The following is a 21362-nucleotide window of genomic DNA, read 5'->3' on the forward strand; positions in this document are numbered from 1 at the left end:
GAAGTGCGCTATTACTCCACGACGACCAGAGCATGCATAGGTGACGCTTTCCTAAGCGAGCGTAGGAAATTTCCCTAGTTACCGCTCAGTGCCGCCTGCCGGGCAGACGCCCTGATCTTGCGCTTGCTGCGCTGCACGCCGTAGGCACCCAACAATGGCCCGACTGCCAGGCCAATCACCAACGCGGCCAACACCAGCACGGCAACCGGCATTGCCGGAGCAGCCCAGCCGAACAGGACCAACGACACGGTTTGCTGGTTTTCCAGCACGAAGAACAGCACCACGGCCGCCAACAGCAGCACGAATACCGCCGCCAGGGCGCGCTTGAGGTTACGCATCAGATTGCTCCTTGAGGGATCAGGTATGAACCTCATCATGCTCGTCTTCATTGACCCGATCGCGCAACTCTTTGCCGGGCTTGAAGTGCGGCACGAACTTGCCTTCGAGGCTGACCGACTGACCGGTCTTCGGGTTACGGCCCACGCGGGGGGCACGATAGTGCAGCGAGAAGCTGCCAAAACCGCGGATCTCGATGCGATCGCCGGTAGCAAGGCATTGTGACATCTGCTCAAGCATGGTCTTGATGGCCAGCTCCACGTCCTTGGACGAGAGCAGCCCTTGATGGGTGACAATACGTTCGATCAGCTCCGACTTCGTCATATTTTTCCCTTCGTTATCAAGCAGCTAGATCATTGCTCAACCAGTTTGTAGCACGCCGGGAAGGATTTGAACAGGGTGGTTCTTGACTTAATAAAAAAATTCAAGATTGAAGTTTTGCAAGAATGGTCTAGCCGGCGGGAGCTTTTAGGTGTCCGGCGATACATTTGTGTTGGAGCGGCAATCGAGCGCCGCCCGCGCGGGCGGCGCTCGATTTGCGCAACACCGCAAAGCCAACGGCGAACACCACAAAACAAAACCAACTCCAAAAAAAGGGCGACCCGAGGGTCGCCCTTTTTTACCGATCAAACAGAACTCAGTTCTGCTTGGCCATTGCTTCGCGCAGCAGCGCAGCCATGGTGGTGTCGGCAGCCGCTTCCGGAGCGTTTTTCAGGCTCTGGATGGCTTCGCGCTCTTCAGCGTCGTCTTTCGATTTGATCGACAGGCTGATAACGCGGGACTTGCGGTCAACGCTGATGATCTTGGCTTCGATCTCTTCGCCTTCCTTCAGAACGTTACGCGCGTCTTCAACGCGGTCACGGCTGATTTCGGAAGCTTTCAGAGTGGCTTCGATGTCGTCGGCCAGAGTGACGATGGCGCCTTTGGCGTCAACTTCTTTCACGATGCCCTTGACGATAGCGCCCTTGTCATTGACAGCAACGAAGTTGGAGAACGGATCGTCTTCCAGCTGCTTGATGCCCAGGGAGATGCGCTCGCGCTCTGGGTCGACCGACAGGATGACGGTTTCCAGCTCGTCGCCCTTCTTGAAACGACGTACGGCTTCTTCGCCGGTTTCGTTCCAGGAGATGTCGGACAGGTGAACCAGGCCGTCAATGCCGCCGTCCAGGCCGATGAAGATACCGAAGTCGGTGATCGACTTGATGGTACCGGTGATCTTGTCACCCTTGTTGAACTGGCCGGAGAAGTCTTCCCATGGGTTGGACTTGCACTGCTTGATACCCAGGGAGATACGACGACGCTCTTCGTCGATGTCCAGAACCATGACTTCCACTTCGTCGCCAACCTGAACGACTTTCGACGGGTGGATGTTCTTGTTGGTCCAGTCCATTTCGGAAACGTGTACCAGACCTTCAACGCCTTCTTCCAGCTCAGCGAAGCAGCCGTAGTCGGTCAGGTTGGTAACGCGAGCTTGTACGCGAGTACCTTCTGGGTAACGGGCAGTGATAGCTACCCACGGATCTTCGCCCATTTGCTTCAGACCCAGCGAAACGCGGTTGCGCTCGCGGTCGAACTTCAGAACGCGTACGTCGACTTCGTCGCCAACGTTAACGATTTCCGATGGGTGCTTGATGCGCTTCCAGGCCATGTCGGTGATGTGCAGCAGGCCGTCGATACCGCCCAGGTCCACGAATGCGCCGTAGTCGGTGAGGTTCTTGACGATACCTTTGACTTGCTGGCCTTCCTGCAGGGTTTCCAGCAGGGCTTCGCGCTCGGCGGAGTTCTCGGCTTCCAGCACGCTGCGACGGGAAACGACAACGTTGTTGCGCTTCTGGTCCAGCTTGATGACCTTGAATTCCAGCTCTTTGCCTTCCAGGTGGGTGGTGTCGCGCACTGGGCGGACATCAACCAGGGAGCCCGGCAGGAACGCACGGATGCCGTTAACGTCGACAGTGAAGCCGCCCTTAACCTTACCGTTGATAACGCCCTTGACCACTTCTTCGGCGGCGAAAGCTGCTTCCAGAACAATCCAGCACTCGGCGCGCTTGGCTTTTTCACGGGACAGTTTGGTTTCGCCAAAGCCGTCTTCGACCGCGTCCAGCGCAACGTGCACTTCGTCACCGACCTTGATGGTCAGCTCGCCAGCTTCGTTGTAGAACTGCTCGAGCGGGATGACGCCCTCGGACTTCAGGCCAGCGTGTACGGTAACCCAGTCGCCGTCGATGTCGACAACGATACCGGTGATGATCGCACCCGGCTGAAGATTGAGGGTTTTCAGGCTTTCTTCAAAGAGTTCTGCAAAGCTTTCGCTCATTTTAATTCCTGTAAATTCGGGCGAAACAAACGCCCTCGCCACATTCCAGACAATGTGGGTCTGTTTTAAGTAAAGGAAAGCCGGCAGGACGTTGACTGGTGCCCCTGCCTGCTCTCCTGGCTATCAGAGGAGGTCGCGCTGGGCGATCTCGCTCCTGATACGTTGCAACACCTGCTCGATGGACAACTCGGTAGAGTCCAACTGAATGGCATCGACCGCTGGTTTCAGCGGGGCCACTGCACGTTGGGTGTCGCGTTCATCACGCGCACGAATCTCATCCAGCAGACTCGACAGACTAACATCTTCACCCTTGCCCTTCAACTGCAGGTAGCGACGACGTGCGCGCTCCTCCGCGCTGGCGGTAAGGAAGACCTTCAACGGCGCGTCGGGGAACACCACGGTGCCCATGTCGCGACCGTCGGCGATCAGGCCCGGCGCCTCGCGGAACTCACGCTGACGCACCAGCAGGGCATCACGCACCGCCGGCAGCGAAGCCACCATCGACGCACCCGCACCTACCGTTTCGGTACGGATGACGTTACTGACGTCTTCACCCTCAAGGATGATCTGTTGCAGCTTACCGGGCTCGGCGGCGATGAACTGCACATCCAGATGGGCGGCAAGCTTGGTAAGCAGCTCTTCGTTGGTGAGGTCGACACCGTGATTACTGGCGTTGAACGCCAGCAAGCGGTACAGCGCACCCGAATCCAGCAGCTTCCAGCCCAGCTCGCGAGCCAGCAGGCCGGCGACCGTGCCCTTGCCCGAGCCGCTAGGCCCGTCGATGGTGATAACCGGCGCCAGCGAATTCACGACTTGCCCTCTTCCGCCACGCGGATACCCACTTCGGCACACAGCGCCAGGAAGTTGGGGAACGAGGTGGCGACGTTGGCGCAGTCATGGATGCGGATGGGCGCGCTGGCGCGCAGCGAGGCCACGCTGAAAGCCATGGCAATGCGGTGGTCACCGTGGCCATGCACTTCGCCACCGCCCAACTGGCCACCGTCGATGATGATGCCATCCGGGGTCGGTTCACACTGGATGCCCAGGGTGATCAGGCCGTCAGCCATCACCTGGATACGGTCGGATTCCTTCACCCGCAGCTCTTCGGCGCCACGCAGCACGGTACGCCCTTCGGCGCAGGCGGCGGCCACGAACAGCACCGGGAACTCGTCGATGGCCAGCGGTACCAGTTCTTCCGGGATATCAATGCCCTTGAGCTTGGCACCACGCACACGCAGATCAGCCACCGGCTCGCCGCCGACTTCACGCTGGTTTTCCAGGGTAATGTCGCCGCCCATCAGGCGCAGGATGTCGATCACGCCGGTACGGGTCGGGTTGATGCCTACGTGCTCCAGCACCAGCTCGGAGCCTTCAGCGATCGAAGCTGCCACCAGGAAGAACGCTGCCGAGGAAATGTCCGCCGGCACTTCGATGCGGGTAGCGGTGAGTTTGCCACCGGACTGCAGCGAGGCAACCGGGCCGTTCGACTCGACCGCATAGCCAAAGCCGCGCAGCATCCGCTCAGTGTGGTCACGGGTTGGCGCAGGCTCGGTGACGGTGGTCTTGCCTTCGGCGTACAGGCCGGCCAGCAACAGGCACGATTTGACCTGGGCGCTGGCCATCGGCAGCGTGTAGGTCAATGCCTTGAGCTTGCTACCACCGCGAATGGTCAGCGGTGGGCGGCCTTCCGGACCTGTCTCGACCACGGCGCCCATTTCGCGCAGCGGGTTGGCCACACGGTTCATCGGGCGCTTGGACAGCGAAGCGTCGCCTGTCATGGTGACGTCGAACGGCTGGCCGGCCAGCAGGCCCGACAGCAGGCGCATCGAGGTGCCGGAGTTACCTACATAGAGCGGCCCGGGTGGTGGCTTGAGGCCGTGCAGGCCAACGCCGTGAATGGTCACGCGACCGTGGTTGGGGCCCTCGATGACCACACCCATGTCACGGAATGCCTGCAGGGTCGCCAGCGCGTCTTCACCTTCGAGGAAGCCTTCGACTTCGGTGGTGCCTTCGGCCAGCGAGCCGAGCATGATCGAGCGATGGGAAATCGACTTGTCGCCCGGTACACGAATACGCCCGTTCAGGCGGCCACCCGGTTGGGCCAGGAAAATCAGATCGTTGGCGTTCATAGCGTCCACATAGGCCCGGCGGGCCAGGATTTTACTGAAATGCTCGCGGGCAACCCGTGCGCGGGTGAATACACCCAGCAGCTGGTGCCCGTCCCCTTCAGCGATCGCGTCGCGCAAGGCGTCGAGATCGCTGCGATATGTATCTAGCGTGCGCAAGACAGCGTCGCGGTTGGCGAGGAAGATGTCGTGCCACATGGTCGGGTCGCTGCCAGCGATTCTTGTGAAATCGCGGAAACCTCCCGCAGCGTACCGGAAGATCTCGAGGTTTTCATTGCGTTTGGCCAACGAGTCGACCAAGCCAAAGGCCAGCAAGTGCGGCAAGTGACTGGTGGCTGCCAGCACTTCATCATGGCGCTCGACCGACATGTGCTCCACATCAGCATCCAGCGCACGCCACAGGCGGTCGACCAGCGCTAGCGCGGCAGGATCGGTTTCGGCCAGCGGCGTGAGGATGACCTTGTGACGGCGGAACAGGGCAGCGTTGGAGGCCTCTACCCCGCTCTGCTCGGAACCGGCGATGGGGTGGCCGGGGACGAAGCGCGGCAAGCGCTGCCCGAAGACGACGCGCGCCTCACGGACGACATTGCCCTTGGCGCTACCGACATCGGTGATGATCGCGTCACCCAGGTCGAGCCGGGCCAGGCGGGCCAGCACTTTTTCCATGGCCAGGATCGGCACGGCCAGCTGGATCACATCGGCACCCACGCAAGCGGCAGCGAGGTCTTCTTCGCAGCGATCGACCACGCCCAGGGCCACAGCCTGCTTGCGCGAAGGGGCATCCAGGTCGACACCGACCACTTCGCGGCACAGGCCGCTTTCACGCAGGCCCTTGGCGAAAGAGCCGCCGATCAGGCCGAGACCGACCACGACCAGGCGGTTGATGATGGGTGCGGGTTTGGTTTTTGCTGCATTTACCACTGGTGCGAACCCTGTTCAGAAATCAAGACAGCCTGCTGGACCCTATGGGGCCTTGAATCAAAGCACCGCCTTCGGATAAGAGCCCAGCACCTTCAGCGCCACAGCCTCCTGGCTGATCTGCTCCAGCACCGCTTTGATCAGCGGGTCGCGGTGGTGGCCAACGAAGTCGATGAAGAACACGTAGGTCCACTTGCCGCTGCGCGACGGGCGGGTCTCGATGCGGGTCAGGTCGATGCCGTTCTGGTGGAACGGCACCAGCAGCTCGTGCAAGGCACCGGGCTTGTTGCTCATCGAAACGATGATCGAAGTCTTGTCGTCGCCCGTCGGCGGCACTTCCTGGTTACCGATCATCAGGAAGCGCGTGGAGTTGTCCGGGCGGTCTTCGATCTTCTCGGCCAGGCGAGTCAGACCATACAGGTTGGCTGCCATATCACCGGCGATCGCCGCCGAATTCCACTCACCCTTGACGCGCTTGGCGGCCTCGGCATTGCTCGATACAGCGACGCGCTCCACGTTCGGGTAGTGCGCGTCCAGCCACTTGCGGCACTGGGCCAGCGACTGAGCGTGGGAGTAGATACGGGTGATGCTGTCGGTCTTGGTATTTTCGCCCACCAGCAGGTGGTGGTGGATACGCAGCTCGACCTCGCCGCAAATCACCATGTCGTGCTCAAGGAAGCTGTCCAGGGTATGGCTGACAGCGCCTTCGGTGGAGTTTTCCACCGGCACCACGCCGAAATTGACAGCACCGGCCGCCACTTCACGGAACACTTCGTCGATGGCTGCCATCGGGCGGCTGATCACCGCGTGACCAAAGTGCTTCATGGCCGCCGCCTGGGTGAAAGTACCCTCAGGGCCGAGATAGGCGATTTTCAGCGGTTCTTCCAGGGCCAGGCACGAGGACATGATTTCGCGGAACAGCCGCGCCATCTCTTCGTTGCCCAGCGGGCCTTTGTTGCGCTCCATCACGCGCTTGAGCACCGCAGCCTCACGCTCAGGGCGGTAGAACACCGGCTTCTCGCCTTCTTTCAGCGAGGCGGTCTTGACCCGGGCCACTTCTTCGGCGCAACGGGCGCGGTCGCTGATCAGCTCGAGGATTTTCTCGTCGAGGCTGTCGATGCGTACGCGCAGCGCCTTGAGCTCCTGTTCGGACATCAGCCGTGCTCCTTCTCGAATTCAGCCATGTAGCCCACCAGCGCTTCCACTGCTTCCAGGCCCAGGGCGTTGTAGATGGAAGCGCGCATGCCGCCCACCGAGCGGTGGCCTTTGAGGTTGAGCAGGCCACGGGCATCGGCACCGGCAAGGAAGGCCTTGTCCAGGCGCTCGTCAGCCAAGCGGAACGGCACGTTCATCCACGAACGGGCGTTGTGGCTGATCGGGTTGGTGTAGAAATCGCTGTTGTCGATGAAGCCATACAGACGCTCTTTCTTGGCGCGGTTGCGCTGCTCCATGGCGTCGACGCCCCCCTGCTCTTTCAGCCACTCGAAGACCAGGCCCGAGAGGTACCAGGAGTAAGTGGCCGGGGTGTTGTACATCGAGCCGTTGTCAGCTGAAACCTTGTAGTCGAGCATGGTCGGGCAGCTGCTGCGGGCATGCCCCAGCAGGTCTTCACGCACGATCACCACCACCAGGCCACTCGGGCCGATGTTCTTCTGCGCACCGGCGTAGATCAGGCCGTACTGGGACACGTCGATGGGGCGCGAGAGGATGTCGGACGACATATCGACCACCAGCGGGACGTCACCGGTTTCCGGCACCCAGTCAAACTGCAGGCCACCGATGGTCTCGTTGGATGCATAGTGCACGTAGGCGGCGTTTTTGGTCAGGTTCCACTCGTTCTGGCCCGGGATCGCCAGGTAGTCGTAAGGCTTGGCGCTGGCGGCGACGTTGACATTGCCGAAGCGGCGCGCTTCTTCGATGGCTTTTTTCGACCAGATGCCGGTTTCGATGTAGTCGGCAGTGCCGTTTTCCGGCAACAGGTTCAGCGGGATTTCAGCGAACTGCTGGCTGGCGCCGCCCTGCAGGAACAGCACCTTGTAGTTGGAGGGGACGGACAGCAGGTCACGCAGGTCCTGCTCGGCCTTTTCGGCGATGGCCACGTAGTCGTCGCTGCGATGGCTCATTTCCATCACCGACAAGCCCTTGCCGTTCCAGTCCAGCATTTCGGCCTGGGCGCGCTGCAAAACAGCGTCAGGAAGCGCGGCAGGGCCTGCGCAGAAGTTAAAGGCTCGTTTGCTCACATCCACTCTCGCTCTAATAGATCTAAACAGCTAGTTCTGCGGGAACCCTGTGGGAGCGGGCTTGCCCGCGAACACCGGCGAAGCCGGTGCCATACAACGCGGCGCCTCATTCGCGGGCAAGCCCGCTCCCACAGGGCCAGGCAATGCCCGGCCTATTCAGTCAAACGGGGCGACCTTGGTCGCCCCGCTCGGGTTTACGCTTGCTTACTCCTGCGGGGCCTCTTCGGCGCCAGCAGCTTCTTCGTTGTCTGGCGCCTCAGCCTCGACGCCCTCTTCGTCCGTCTCGATCACATCATCGAGTTCGTCCTCGGAAGGCTCCTGGATACGCTCCAGGCCCACCAACGTCTCGTCGGTAGCCAGCTTGATCAAGGTCACGCCCTGGGTGTTACGGCCCAGGCTGGACACCTCACCTACCCGTGTACGCACCAGCGTACCCTGGTCGGAGATCAGCATGATCTCTTCGCCTTCCTGCACCTGGATGGCGCCGATCAGCAGACCGTTGCGCCCTTTGGTACCCATGGCGATCACGCCCTGGCCACCGCGGCCGCGACGCGGGAACTTGGACAGCGGGGTGCGTTTGCCGAAGCCACGCTCGGAGGCAGTCAGGATCTGCGCACCCGATTCCGGGATCAGCATGGAAATGATCTGCTGCCCCTTGCCCAGCTTCATGCCGCGTACGCCACGGGCGTTACGGCCCATTTCGCGCACCACGCTTTCAGCGAAGCGGATCACCTTGCCGGCGTCGGAGAACATCATGACTTCCTTGGCGCCGTCAGTAATGGCGGCAGCGATCAGGGTGTCACCTTCTTTCAGCTTGAGGGCAATCAGGCCGTTGGAGCGCGGACGGGCGAACTGCACCAGTGGGGTCTTCTTCACGGTACCCGAAGCGGTGGCCATGAAGATGTAGGCGCCAGTCGGCTCGGCCACCCACTCAGGGGTATCGCCGTCTTCTTCGTCGACTTCCTCGGCCTCGACCACTTCGCCTTCGAGTACGGCATCTTCCGCCTCGTCCAGCTCTTCTTCGGCGCCAGCGCTCTGCTGCAGGGCCTCGAGGTCGATCTGCAGCATGGCGGTGATGCGCTCACCCTCCTCCAGCGGCAGCAGGTTGACGAGCGGGCGACCACGGGCAGCGCGGGACGCTTCAGGGATGTCGTAGGTTTTCAGCCAGTACACCTTGCCCTTGCTGGAGAACAGCAACAAGGTAGCGTGGCTGTTGGCGACCAGCAGGTGCTCGATGTAGTCCTCGTCCTTCACCCCGGTAGCCGACTTGCCTTTGCCGCCACGGCGCTGGGCCTGGTAGGCGGACAGCGGCTGGGTCTTGGCGTAGCCGCCGTGGGAGATGGTGACCACACGCTCTTCTTCCGGGATCATGTCGCCGTAGCTGAGGTCGTGGCGCGCATCGAGAATTTCGGTACGCCGGGCATCGCCGTATTCGGCACGGATGGCTTCCAGCTCTTCGCGGATCACTTCCATCAGGCGCTCGGCGCTGCTGAGGATGCGGATCAGCTCGCCGATCTGCTCGAGGATTTCCTGGTACTCGGCCAGCAGCTTCTCGTGCTCAAGGCCGGTCAGGCGGTGCAGGCGCAGGTCGAGAATGGCCTGGGCCTGCTCTGGCGACAGGAAGTACTTGCCGTCATGCAGGCCGTATTGCTCTGGCAGGTCTTCAGGGCGGCAGGAATCGGCGCCGGCGCGCTCGACCATGACCTGCACGGCACTGGATTCCCACGGCGTGGAAACCAGGGCTTCCTTGGCTTCGGACGGCGTCGGCGAGGCCTTGATCAGGGCGATGACCGGGTCGATGTTGGACAGCGCGACCGCCTGGCCTTCAAGGATGTGGCCGCGTTCGCGGGCCTTGCGCAGCTCGAACACGGTACGCCGGGTCACCACTTCACGGCGGTGACGGACGAACGCTTCGAGCAGGTCCTTGAGGTTGAGCAGGCGCGGACGGCCGTCGACCAGGGCCACCACGTTGATACCGAACACACTCTGCAGCTGGGTTTGCTGATAGAGGTTGTTGAGCACCACCTCCGGCACCTCGCCGCGACGCAGCTCGATGACGATGCGCATGCCGTCCTTGTCGGACTCGTCGCGCAGCTCGGTGATGCCTTCGATCTTCTTCTCTTTTACCAGCTCGGCGATCTTTTCGATCAGGCGCGCCTTGTTCAGCTGGTACGGCAACTCGGTCACGACGATCTGCTGGCGGCCGCCGACCTTGTCGATGTCTTCGATTTCGGAACGGGCACGCATGTAGATGCGGCCACGGCCGGTACGATAGGCCTCGATGATGCCTTGGCGACCATTGATGATGCCGGCAGTCGGGAAATCCGGGCCCGGGATGTGCTGCATCAGCTCATCGATGGTGACTTCCGGGTTGTCGATCAGCGCCAGGCAGCCGTCGATGACTTCACCGAGGTTGTGCGGCGGGATGTTGGTCGCCATGCCCACGGCGATACCGCTGGAGCCGTTGACCAGCAGGTTGGGAATACGGGTCGGCATGACCGCCGGGATCTGCTCGGTGCCGTCGTAGTTGGGCACCCAGTCGACGGTTTCTTTGTGCAGGTCGGCCAGCAGCTCGTGGGCCAGCTTGGTCATGCGCACTTCGGTGTATCGCATGGCTGCGGCGTTGTCGCCGTCCACCGAACCGAAGTTGCCCTGGCCGTCGACCAGCAGGTAGCGCAGCGAGAACGGCTGGGCCATACGCACGATGGTGTCGTAGACCGCAGTGTCGCCGTGCGGGTGGTACTTACCGATCACGTCACCGACCACACGGGCGGATTTCTTGTACGGCTTGTTCCAGTCGTTGCCCAGTTCGCTCATCGCATAGAGAACGCGACGATGCACGGGCTTCAAGCCGTCACGCGCATCGGGCAGCGCTCGCCCGACAATCACGCTCATCGCGTAGTCGAGGTAAGACTGTCTCAGTTCGTCTTCGATATTGACCGGGAGGATTTCTTTGGCCAGTTCGCCCATGAGAAGCCTGATTCCTTTTTCTGGTGAAACTTCGCAGCTCCATCAAGGGCCGAACGAAGCTCGCCGCCGCAGCGCATAAGGGTGCGACGACTTACGACAAATCAATGAGTTGTGCCATGGATCTGCGCAATGAAGGCCGCCGTGATGGGCGGTCCTGGAAACTGCCGGATGTTATCACAAAGGCGGGGGCGGTGGGGAGATGTGGCACGGGGGTGCTTGCCTTTAGTTTTTCGGTGTTTGAGAGATCGAGCGCCGCCCGCGCGGCGCTCGATCTCCAGCTCAATGCAACCGCTTGCGGCACATCAACTGCGCCAGTTTGGCGGTATCAGGGCGTTCGACAATGCCTCGCTCGGTCACGATCACATCGATCAGGTCGGCCGGGGTCACGTCGAACACCGGATTGAACACCTCCACATCCGGCGCCACCCGGGTACCGGCAATGTCCAGCAGTTCGTCGGACGCGCGCTCTTCCAGCGGAATATCCTCGCCAGTGGCCAGGTTCAGGTCGATGCTGGTGCTCGGCGCCACCACCATGAAGCGCACACCGTGGTGCATGGCGCTGACCGCCAGCTGGTAGGTGCCGATCTTGCTGGCCACGTCGCCGTTGGCAGCGATGCAGTCCGCGCCCACCACCACCCAGGTGATGTCTTTGGTCTTCATCAGGTGCGCCAGCGCCGAGTCGGCGCACAGGGTGACCGGGATGCCTTCGTTGGCCAGCTCCCAGGCGGTCAGGCGCGAGCCTTGCAGCCAGGGGCGGGTTTCGCCGGCATACACCCGCTCGACCATGCCTTCGAGGTAGCCGGCGCGGATCACCCCCAACGCGGTACCAAAGCCGCCGCTGGCCAGCGCACCGGCATTGCCATAGGTGAGCAGGGTCTGGGCATTGCCCTGGTGACGGCGAATCAGTTCGATGCCTTGCTGAGCCATGGTCAGGTTGGCTTCACGGTCGCTTTCATGGATGGCCACGGCTTCGGCCTCCAGTGCTGCCAGCACATCTTCATACGGGCGCAGACGCTGCAGGCGCTCGCGCATGCGGTTCAGCGCCCAGAACAGGTTGGCGGCGGTGGGACGCGCCTCGGCGAGGCAGAGGAAGTCCTCTTCAAGGTCCATTTCCCAATCGCCACCTTCGGCCAGCCGCTCCTCAAGGGCCAGCACCAGGCCGTAAGCGGCGGCAATGCCGATGGCCGAAGCGCCGCGCACCGCCATGTCACGGATCGCCGCCGCCACCTGCGCGACATTGTCGCAGGCCAGCCAGCGTTCATCCGAGGGCAGCAGGCGCTGGTCGAGCAGGTGCAAGACGCCGCCCTGCCAGCGGATCCCGGTCACCTTCTCCGCCGCCAAAAGTCGCTCGCGCATCGCCTCTCCCCGTCGTTCGGATATCAAAAGCCGGCGATTATAGCGACCCTCGGGGCCGAGCGCTCGGGTATACTCCGGCGCAATTTTGCGAAGTTTCAGAGGACTGTTCAATGAGCAACGTCGACCGCGCCGAAATCGCCAAGTTCGAAGCGCTGGCCCACCGCTGGTGGGACCGCGAAAGCGAGTTCAAGCCGCTGCACGAAATCAACCCGCTGCGCGTCAACTGGATCGACGAACGCGCCAGCCTGGCCGGCAAGAAGGTGCTGGACGTCGGCTGCGGCGGCGGCATCCTCAGCGAAGCCATGGCCCTGCGCGGTGCCACGGTAACCGGTATCGACATGGGCGAAGCCCCCTTGGCCGTGGCCCAACTGCACCAGCTGGAGTCCGGCGTGCAGGTGGAATACCGGCAGATTACCGCCGAAGCCCTGGCCGAAGAAATGCCCGAACAGTTCGACGTGGTCACCTGCCTGGAAATGCTCGAGCACGTGCCCGACCCGTCTTCGGTGATTCGCGCCTGCTACCGCATGGTCAAGCCGGGTGGCCAGGTGTTCTTCTCCACCATCAACCGCAACCCCAAGGCCTACCTGCTGGCCATCGTCGGCGCCGAGTACATCCTTAAGATGCTGCCGCGCGGCACCCACGACTTCAAGAAGTTCATCCGCCCATCCGAACTGGGCGCGTGGAGCCGCGCTGCCGGCCTCGAAGTCAAAGACATCATCGGCCTGACCTACAACCCGCTGACCAAGCACTACAAGCTCAACAGCGACGTCGACGTCAACTACATGATCCAGACCCTGCGCGAGGAATGAGCATGCGTTTGCGAGCAGTACTCTTCGACATGGACGGCACCTTGCTGGACACGGCGCCAGACTTCATCGCCATCTGCCAGGCCATGCTCGCCGAGCGCGGCCTGCCGGCCGTTGACGACAACCTGATCCGTGGCGTGATCTCGGGCGGTGCCCGCGCCATGGTAGCCGCCACGTTTACCATGGACCCGGATGCCGAAGGCTTCGAGGCCCTGCGCCTGGAGTTCCTGGAGCGCTACCAGCGCGACTGCGCGGTGCACAGCAAGCTGTTCGACGGCATGGCCGAGTTGCTGGCCGACATCGAGAAAGGCAACCTGGTGTGGGGCGTGGTCACCAACAAGCCGGTGCGTTTCGCCGAGCCGATCATGCAGCAGCTGGGCCTGGCCGAGCGTTCGGCCTTGCTGATCTGCCCGGACCATGTAAAAAACAGCAAGCCCGACCCCGAGCCGCTGATCCTGGCCTGCAAGACCCTGGACCTGGACCCGGCCAGCGTGCTGTTCGTCGGTGACGACCTGCGCGACATCGAGTCTGGCCGCGACGCCGGCACCCGCACGGCGGCGGTGCGTTACGGCTATATTCATCCAGAGGACAACCCTAACAACTGGGGTGCCGACGTGGTGGTGGACCACCCGCTGGAACTGCGCAAAGTGATCGACAGCGCGCTGTGCGGCTGCTGACCCCCGCCAACGAACACGAAGGACCTACCATGTTCGACTACACCGCCCGCCCCGACCTGCTGCAAGGCCGGGTCATCCTGGTTACCGGTGCCGGCCGCGGCATCGGTGCCGCGGCCGCCAAGGCCTACGCCGCACTGGGCGCCACCGTGCTGCTGCTGGGCAAGACCGAGGCCAACCTGAACGAGGTCTACGACCAGATCGAAGCCGCCGGGCACCCGCAACCGGTGGTCATCCCGTTCAACCTGGAAACCGCCCTGCCCCACCAGTACGACGAGCTGGCGGTGATGATCGAGGATCAGTTCGGCCGCCTGGACGGCCTGCTGAACAATGCCTCGATCATCGGCCCGCGCACGCCGCTGGAGCAGTTGTCGGGCGACAACTTCATGCGCGTGATGCACATCAACGTCGATGCCACCTTCATGCTCACCAGCACCCTGCTGCCGCTATTGAAACTGTCGCAAGACGCCTCGGTGGTGTTCACCAGCAGCAGCGTCGGGCGCAAGGGCCGGGCCTACTGGGGTGCCTATGGCGTGTCGAAGTTCGCCACAGAGGGCCTGATGCAGACCTTGGCCGACGAGCTGGAAGGCGTGGCGCCGGTACGCTCCAACAGCATCAACCCGGGCGCCACGCGCACGGCGATGCGCGCCCAGGCCTACCCCAGCGAGAACCCGCAGAACAACCCGCTGCCCGAAGAGATCATGCCGGTGTACCTGTACCTGATGGGGCCGGACAGCACCGGGGTGAATGGGCAGGCGTTCAACGCCCAATAAACCTGTACCGGCCTCTCGCGGGCTTGCCCGCGAAGAGGCCGGTACAGGAAAGCAGATCAGCCCGCTGCCAACGCCGGGCGCAGGCGGCCCTGCTGGCGCCCTTCCAGTTGCATGCACCTTTCCAGGAACAGGAACATGCAGTCGTAACTCTTGCAAATCGCCCTGCGCAGCTCGGTGCGCAGCCCCAGCGTCGGGTTCTCGCCCGCCAGGGTACAGATGATCTCCAGCGCCTCCCACGGGTGCGCATCGTCATACTGGGCATGCATCTTCAGCCACTTCATCGCCCGCTTGCGCTGGTCCTCCGGGAAGCCCAGTGCATAGGTGTCGGTCGAGCACACCACCGCAGACCACTCCCCGGTAGCCCCCTCGATGGCGTAGTTGGTCGCCGCCATGGAAATGGCCAGGTTCTCGGTAGCGCACACGCGCCAGCACCAGTCGTTCAACCCGTTCAGCTCGGGCGGCACTTCCTGGGCCTGCAACTCATGCAGGTGCACGCCATGCGCCTGACACCAGTTCACCCAGTAGTCGGCGTGGTTCAGCTCAACCCGGATATTGCGCATCAACCAGCGCCGCGCCATGTCTTCGCCCTGGTGCCGCCCATAACGGGTCTTGGTCAGGTTGTGGGCCATGTACAGCGAAAACTGCTCCACCACCGGCCAGCCACCGATCAGGTACTGGCGAATGGTCGACTGCTTGAGCTGGCCATCGCGCAGGCGCGCATAGAACTCGTGCTCGACCACTCGGCGCTTGCTTTCGCGACAGTCTTCAATCAGTTGCTGGGCCCACTGTGGGTAGCTGGCGGGGTCCATCAAAGGCCCGATACGAACGAATGCATCAATCACTTTCAGCTCCTTGATCCTTGTGATTTCTAGCTAGCGAAACGTGCCAGGTGCGCGCTGCAACAGAGGCCGGGCGGCGATCCGTTGGCGCTGCAGACTGTCACAGGTGAACACCTGCGGGCGTTCGATCAGGTAACCCTGGGCGTAATCCACGCCTATTTCCTGTAGGGCCTGCTCGATCAAGGGTGTTTCGACGAACTCGGCGATGGTGCGTTTCCCCATGACATGGCCGATATGGTTGATGACCTCGACCATGGCCCGGTTGACCGGGTCGTCGAGCATGTCCTTGACGAAACTGCCGTCAATTTTCAGGAAATCCACGGGTAAATGCTTGAGGTAGGCGAACGAAGACATGCCAGCGCAAAAATCATCGAGCGAGAAGCGGCAGCCCAGCCCCTTCAACTCGTTGATGAAGCGGATGGCGCTACCCAGGTTGGCAATGGCGCTGGTTTCGGTGATTTCGAAACAGATCATCCGTGGCGGGATGGCGTATTCGACAAAGAGCCGCTGCAGGTACTCGAGAAACTTGTCATCGCCGATGCTCGACCCTGACAGGTTGATCGCGCAGATCGACAGCGGCCCTTCACGCCGTTCGTCCAGGCATTGGCGGATGACCTGGAACACATTGCGCACCACCCAGCGGTCCAGCGCGGTCATCAGGCCATAGCGCTCGGCTGCCGGAATGAAGCTGCTGGGCAGAATGGTACGGCCACTTTCGTCGTGCAGGCGCAGCAGGATTTCGATATGGCCCGGGCCTTCGAACGTTTTCAGCGGGGCAATTTCCTGGGCGTACAGGCAGAAGCGGTTTTCTTCCAGGGCCACATGCAAGCGCTGGATCCAGGCCATTTCACCAAAGCGCATGGACAGCTCACTGTCATCGGCGTGGTACACCTGCACGCGGTTGCGCCCCTTTTCCTTGGCCATGTAGCAGGCCATGTCGGCAGCGCGCAGCGAGGTTTCGAGGGTACCGGGGGCCTGGGCCATGTGCACCAGGCCAACACTGACCGTGGTGACGAACGGCCGTCCCTTCCACACGAAATGCAGGCTCTGCACCATCTGGCGTAACTGTTCGGCAATGCGCTCGGCCTGGTCGGGCGGGCAGTTTTCCAGGAGCACGCCAAATTCGTCACCCCCCAGCCGCGCCAGGGTATCGCCTTCACGCAGGCCGGATTGCAGCACGGCGCAGATGTGCCGCAGCAGCTCGTCACCGGCGGCGTGGCCGCAGGTGTCGTTCACCAGCTTGAACTGGTCGAGGTCAAGGAACATCAGCGAATGCCGCCCAGCCTGGCGCGCCAGGTCATTGAGCGCCTGCTCCAGGCGGTACTCGAACTCGCGGCGGTTGGCCAGGCCGGTCAGGGCATCGTGGGTGGCCTGCCAGGACAGGTTGGCGATGTACTGGCGTTCCTGGGTCATGTCATGCAGTACCAGTACGATGCCGCTGACCTGGCCATCGCTGACGATGGGCGAGCCTACCAGGTTGATCGACACGGTGCTGCCATCCAGGCGCTGAATCAGCCGGGCATGCTCCGCGCCGCCCTTGAGGCTACCGCTAAGCACCTGCTCGACCAGGCTGCTGCCATCTTCTTCAGCCTGCTCGTCTACCAAGCTGAACAGCGCTGACAACGGCAGGCCCTGGGCCTGACCAGACTGCCAGTGGGTCAGTTGCTCGGCGGCCGGGTTCATGTAGCCGATACTGCCCTCCACATCCGTGGTGATCACCGCATCACCAATGGCCTGCAGGGTGATCTGTGCCCGCTCCTTTTCCTCCTGCAGGGCACTGGCGAAGGCTTGGCGCTGGGCCAGCAGCTTGCTGGAGCGGCGCCACGCGATAGCAATGAGAAACATGGCCGTCAGCAGGTTGGTGATCAGCAGCACCCGCAACAGCATGCGCGAGCCTTCACCCAGCGCATCACTGAACGCCTTGGCGGCGGGTGTGACACCCTCGTTGATGGTGACGATACGGGCCTTCCAGGCACTCACTGCCTGGGCGTCTACCGGGCCGGTGGCAAAGCTCTGGCGCATCTCGCCAGCCAGCACATCGAGCTTGGCCAGGTAATCGTCGCCAATGTCCCAGTAGTCGATGGCTGTCTGCATATAGCTGATGTTGCGGAAATTGCGGTAGAACCAGATGATCCGCTCGACATCGTCGGGGTGGTTGCCACCCTGCAGCACCGCCCGGCGCGCCGCATCCAGATCAGGGCTGGGCTGGTCGAGCACCTCGCGCAACTGGTGGTCACCCTGCGGCACGGTAATGGCTTGGCGATAGCGCTGATAGGTGCTGTCGTCGCGGGTTTCGGCGTACAGGTTAAGGTAGTAAATGGCGTCTTTCTGGGCCTTGGACCACAGGCTTTCGCCCGCGACATAGGCGCGCACGGCCGACAGCGTATAAAGGCTGAGGCTGCCCAACGCTACCTGGAAGACCACAACGGCGATGAAGGGCCAGGTGATGCCGAGCAACTTTGGCGCTTCTAGAGTGCGATGTCCCTTCATGGATTCCCTGTCACAGAGCAGATAAGGCGCAAATCAACCCAGACAAGCACAGCGTAGGCCATTTGCCATCGTTGTGGAGGGGATTTTTATGACAGGGAATCGGGGGATTTGTACAGTTTGAACGTCAGCTTTGCTGCAGGTGCCCATAAAGCTTGGCGTATAACCCACCCTCGGCAATCAGTTGCTGGTGGCCACCCTCTTCGGCGACATGCCCACCATCGAATACCAGCACCCGGTCGGCCTGTTTCACGGCCGACAGGCGGTGGGCGATGATCAGCGTGGTACGGCCGCTGAGGAAGCGCGCCAATGCCTGATGCAGGTTGTACTCGGTGGCAGCGTCCAGCGCCGAGGTGGCCTCGTCGAGGATCACCACCTTGGGCTCGGCCAACACCATGCGGGCGATGGCCAGGCGCTGACGCTGGCCGCCGGACAAGCGCACGCCGGAACGCCCCACCACACTGTCCAGGCCCTGCGGCAAGGCCGCAACGGTGGCATCCAGCTGAGCGATGCGCAGCGCTTGCCAGCAGGCGTCGTCGCTGCAGTCGCGGCCCATGTTCAGGTTGGCGCGTACGGTGTCGTTGAACAGTGACGGGTGCTGCAACACCACCGCCACGTTTTCACGCAGGGTTTCCAGGCCGATTTCCTGCAGGCTGGCCCCCCCAAAGCGGATGGTACCGGCCTGGGCGCTATAGAGGCCCAGCAACAGTTGCACCAAGGTGCTTTTGCCGCCGCCACTGGCACCGACAATCGCTACCTTTTCACCCGGGGCGATGGACAGGTCCAGGTTATCCAGCACTGGCTCGTCGGCATAGGCAAAACGCAAGTCGCGCACCTCTATACCCACCGTGTCACGCCCGACGAACGGGTCGCAGGCGGCAGGGTACTGCGGCTCGTCAGCACGCGCCAGCAGCTCGTTGAGGCGGCTCAGCGCACCGCCAGCGGCATAGTAGGCGTATTGCAGGTTGAGCAGCTGTTCGACCGGGCCGATCATGAACCACAGGTAGCTGAACACCGCCAGCATCTGGCCGATCGACAAGTCGGAGAACAGCACGGTGAGCATGGCGGCTGCCCGGAAAATGTCGATGCCGAACTGGAACAGCAGGCCACTGGCACGGCCACTGGCATCGCTTTTCCACTGCGAATCCACAGCGTAGTCGCGCACTTCGCGGGCACGCAGGCCAAGGCGGCCCAGGAAGTAGCCCTGGCGGTTGCCGGCACGGATTTCCTGGATGGCATCGAGCGTTTCCGCCAGCGCCTGGGTAAAACGCGCGGTGCTGTCGTTTTCGAGCTTTTTCAGGTGTTTGACGCGCTTGCCCAGCTGCACGGTGAAGTAGATCACCAGCGGGTTGAACAGCAAGATCAGCAACGCCAGCTGCCAGTGCATCCAGATCAGGATTGCCGCCGTGCCGGTCAACGTCAGCATGGCCACCAGGAAACGGCTGAGGGTTTCGCCCACGAACTTGTCGAGGGTGTCCAGGTCGGTGACCAGGTGAGTGGTTACCGTGCCGCTGCCCAGGCTTTCGTATTCTTTCAGCGAAATGCGCTTGAGCCGCTCTATAAGGCGAATTCGCAGGCGGTAGACGATGTCCTTGGCCAAGCCGGCAAACAGCTTGGCCTGGATCACGTTGAACGCCAGCGCCGCCAGGCGCAGGCACAGGGTGAGCACCAGCATCAGGCCGATGTAGCCGGCTGCCACCTGCCAGCTGGACGGCAGCAGGTGGTTCATCCACTTCAGCGCGGCATCGCCATGGCCCAGCAGCACTTCATCCACCAGCAGCGGCAGCAGCAGCGGAATGGGCACGCTGCAACACGCCGCCAGCACAGCGATGAGGTTGGCGGACCAGAGGTTTTGCTTGTGGTGCAGGGCCAGACGGCGGATTTCCGCCCAGCTCAGTCGATCGGCCGCAGTGTATGGCTTGCCCGGTACCGGGTCGGGTGACCCAGGCGCATCAAGCACAGGCGGCCTGCTGCAGCCAACGGCCGAGCAAGGGTTGCAGGCGCTCCAGCGGCTGGTAGCCGTTGGTCAGCAGGGCCAGTTGGCCGTTGCGCTCGGCCAGCAAGGTCGGGAAACCGGCGATACCCAGGTCCTGTGCCCAGCTGAAGTCGGCCGCAGTGGCCGCACGGGTATCGGCACGGGCGAAGGTTTCGGCGAACACGGCACGGTCGAAGCCCGCCTGCTCGGCCAGCTCGACCAGCTGCGGCGCGGTGGTCACATCCACGCCCTGCTCGTAGAACGAACGCTGAATCAGCGCCAGCAGCGGCCAGACGCGCTCGGCGTCCAGCTCGCGGGCCGTGACCAGGGCACGGCAGGCCGGTTCGGTGTCGTAGACGAAGCCGTCGGGCATGGCCCCCTCGAAGCGGAACGGCTGGCCGGTGGCGTCGGCCACCGCCTGCCAGTGTTCGAGGATGTACTTGCGGGTAGAGCTGTCCAGCGCACTGCCACCCGTGCGCAGCCCGCCCACCACCAGACGGGTGGCGATACCGGCCTCACGCGCCTGGGCGATCAGGGCCGCCGCCACTGGCGCGAAACCCCAGCACCAGGAGCACATCGGGTCCATCACATAGATCAGGCGTGCAGACATGCCTCAAGCCTCGGCTTTGTAGTTGTAACCGATCGGGTGCGGCAGGTTGCGGGCCTTGGCCAGCTCGATCTGCTTCTGCCGATCGATGGCACTGCGCCGGGTCTTTTCGCTCAAGGTGTCCCAGCAATGCGGGCAGCTGACCCCTGGCGAATAGTGCTCGGACGCGCGCTCCTCTGCATTGATCGGGTGGCGGCAGGCGTGGCACTGGTCGTACTCGCCTTCGCTCAGGTCATGGCGCACCGTGACGCGGTTGTCGAAGACGAAGCAGTCGCCGTCCCACAGGCTTTCTTCCTGAGGCACTTCCTCGAAGTATTTCAGGATACCGCCCTTAAGATGATAGACCGCCTCGAAGCCTTCACCGAGCATGTAGCTGGAGGCTTTTTCGCAACGGATGCCGCCGGTGCAGAACATGGCCACCTTCTTGTGCTTGCTCGGGTCGAAGTTGGCCTTGATGTACTCCGGGAACTCGCGGAAGGTCTCGGTCTTGGGGTCGATGGCACCTTTGAAGGTACCAATGGCCACTTCGTAGTCGTTGCGGGTGTCGATCAGCAGCACTTCCGGGTCGCTGATCAGGGCGTTCCAGTCCTTGGGCTCGACATAGGTGCCGACCGCCTGGTTGGGGTCTACGCCTGGCACGCCGAGGGTGACGATTTCTTTCTTGAGCTTGACCTTGGTGCGGTAGAACGGCTGTTCGTCGCAGTACGACTCTTTGTGGTCGACATCGACCAGGCGCGGGTCGTTGCGCAGCCAGGCCAGCAGGCCATCGATGCCTTCGCGGGTGGCCGACACGGTGCCGTTGATGCCCTCGTGGGCCAGCAGCAGGGTGCCTTTGACGTTGTTGTCGAGCATGGCCTTGAGCAGCGGCTCACGCAGCTCGACGTAGTCTTCCAGGGTGACGAACTTGTACAGCGCCGCGACGACGATGGCTTGAGACATGA

The 21362-nt window shown here is 62.5% G+C and carries 17 protein-coding genes; 3 read left to right on the forward strand and 14 right to left on the reverse strand.

What is annotated here, in order from left to right:
• Positions 1-74 precede the first annotated feature (74 nt).
• The 9 genes from B9A31_RS09320 to mtnA form a co-directional block, all read right to left on the reverse strand.
• Positions 75-338, reverse strand: a complete 264-nt coding sequence (locus tag B9A31_RS09320) for a lipopolysaccharide assembly protein LapA domain-containing protein (RefSeq protein WP_016715026.1) — start codon at positions 336-338, stop codon at positions 75-77.
• A 19-nt stretch (positions 339-357) separates the two neighbouring features.
• Positions 358-660: an integration host factor subunit beta gene (ihfB, locus tag B9A31_RS09325; RefSeq protein WP_016715025.1), complete on the reverse strand. Its 303-nt coding sequence runs from the start codon at positions 658-660 to the stop codon at positions 358-360.
• A gap of 313 nt (positions 661-973) precedes the next feature.
• Entirely contained in the window at positions 974-2650 is a 1677-nt protein-coding gene (rpsA, locus tag B9A31_RS09330; protein ID WP_003252673.1) for a 30S ribosomal protein S1, read from the reverse strand.
• Between the two features lie 123 nt (positions 2651-2773).
• Positions 2774-3460, reverse strand: a complete 687-nt coding sequence (cmk, locus tag B9A31_RS09335) for a (d)CMP kinase (RefSeq protein ID WP_016715023.1) — start codon at positions 3458-3460, stop codon at positions 2774-2776.
• A complete protein-coding gene (locus B9A31_RS09340) occupies positions 3457-5664 on the reverse strand; it encodes a bifunctional prephenate dehydrogenase/3-phosphoshikimate 1-carboxyvinyltransferase (RefSeq protein WP_025754733.1) in 2208 nt (735 codons plus the stop codon). The genes cmk and B9A31_RS09340 overlap by 4 nt, the downstream gene beginning before the upstream one ends.
• Positions 5665-5754: 90 nt before the next feature.
• Complete coding sequence (gene pheA, locus B9A31_RS09345; protein ID WP_016715021.1) at positions 5755-6849, reverse strand: prephenate dehydratase; 1095 nt, start codon at positions 6847-6849, stop codon at positions 5755-5757.
• Positions 6849-7934, reverse strand: coding sequence for a 3-phosphoserine/phosphohydroxythreonine transaminase (gene serC / locus B9A31_RS09350; RefSeq protein WP_026020335.1), 1086 nt, complete (start codon positions 7932-7934; stop codon positions 6849-6851). Before serC ends, pheA begins: the two co-directional genes overlap by 1 nt.
• Positions 7935-8138: 204 nt before the next feature.
• A complete protein-coding gene (gene gyrA / locus B9A31_RS09355; protein ID WP_016715019.1) occupies positions 8139-10904 on the reverse strand; it encodes a DNA gyrase subunit A in 2766 nt (921 codons plus the stop codon).
• Between the two features lie 279 nt (positions 10905-11183).
• Complete coding sequence (gene mtnA / locus B9A31_RS09360) at positions 11184-12260, reverse strand: S-methyl-5-thioribose-1-phosphate isomerase (protein WP_084296905.1); 1077 nt, start codon at positions 12258-12260, stop codon at positions 11184-11186.
• 110 nt (positions 12261-12370) lie between these two features.
• Here mtnA and ubiG point away from each other — a divergent pair, with 110 nt between their 5' ends.
• From ubiG to B9A31_RS09375, 3 genes are read left to right on the forward strand one after another with little or no spacing between them, the layout of a single operon-like run.
• Positions 12371-13069, forward strand: coding sequence for a bifunctional 2-polyprenyl-6-hydroxyphenol methylase/3-demethylubiquinol 3-O-methyltransferase UbiG (ubiG, locus tag B9A31_RS09365; RefSeq protein ID WP_016715017.1), 699 nt, complete (start codon positions 12371-12373; stop codon positions 13067-13069).
• A 2-nt stretch (positions 13070-13071) separates the two neighbouring features.
• Positions 13072-13743 carry an N-acetylmuramic acid 6-phosphate phosphatase MupP gene (mupP, locus tag B9A31_RS09370; RefSeq protein WP_025754731.1) on the forward strand — a complete coding sequence of 224 codons (672 nt, stop codon included), beginning with the start codon at positions 13072-13074 and terminating at the stop codon, positions 13741-13743.
• Between the two features lie 29 nt (positions 13744-13772).
• On the forward strand, positions 13773-14513 hold the full coding sequence (locus B9A31_RS09375; RefSeq protein WP_020371284.1) for a YciK family oxidoreductase: 741 nt from the start codon (positions 13773-13775) through the stop codon (positions 14511-14513).
• Positions 14514-14569: 56 nt separating this feature from the next.
• Here B9A31_RS09375 and B9A31_RS09380 read toward each other — a convergent pair whose 3' ends face one another.
• From B9A31_RS09380 to B9A31_RS09400, 5 genes are all read right to left on the reverse strand, one after another.
• Positions 14570-15355, reverse strand: a complete 786-nt coding sequence (locus tag B9A31_RS09380) for a TenA family transcriptional regulator (RefSeq protein WP_016715014.1) — start codon at positions 15353-15355, stop codon at positions 14570-14572.
• 30 nt (positions 15356-15385) lie between these two features.
• Positions 15386-17842 (reverse strand): EAL domain-containing protein, encoded by a 2457-nt coding sequence (locus tag B9A31_RS09385; protein WP_025754730.1) that lies wholly within the window; start codon positions 17840-17842, stop codon positions 15386-15388.
• 124 nt (positions 17843-17966) lie between these two features.
• Entirely contained in the window at positions 17967-19799 is a 1833-nt protein-coding gene (locus B9A31_RS09390; RefSeq protein ID WP_019096981.1) for an ABC transporter ATP-binding protein, read from the reverse strand.
• Positions 19792-20424, reverse strand: a complete 633-nt coding sequence (locus tag B9A31_RS09395; RefSeq protein WP_016715012.1) for a DsbA family protein — start codon at positions 20422-20424, stop codon at positions 19792-19794. Before B9A31_RS09395 ends, B9A31_RS09390 begins: the two co-directional genes overlap by 8 nt.
• Before the next feature lie 3 nt (positions 20425-20427).
• Positions 20428-21360: an oxygen-dependent tRNA uridine(34) hydroxylase TrhO gene (locus tag B9A31_RS09400; RefSeq protein ID WP_016715011.1), complete on the reverse strand. Its 933-nt coding sequence runs from the start codon at positions 21358-21360 to the stop codon at positions 20428-20430.
• Positions 21361-21362: the final 2 nt, after the last annotated feature.

This window comes from Pseudomonas sp. URIL14HWK12:I5 (assembly GCF_900176445.1).
Taxonomy (GTDB): domain Bacteria; phylum Pseudomonadota; class Gammaproteobacteria; order Pseudomonadales; family Pseudomonadaceae; genus Aquipseudomonas; species Aquipseudomonas monteilii.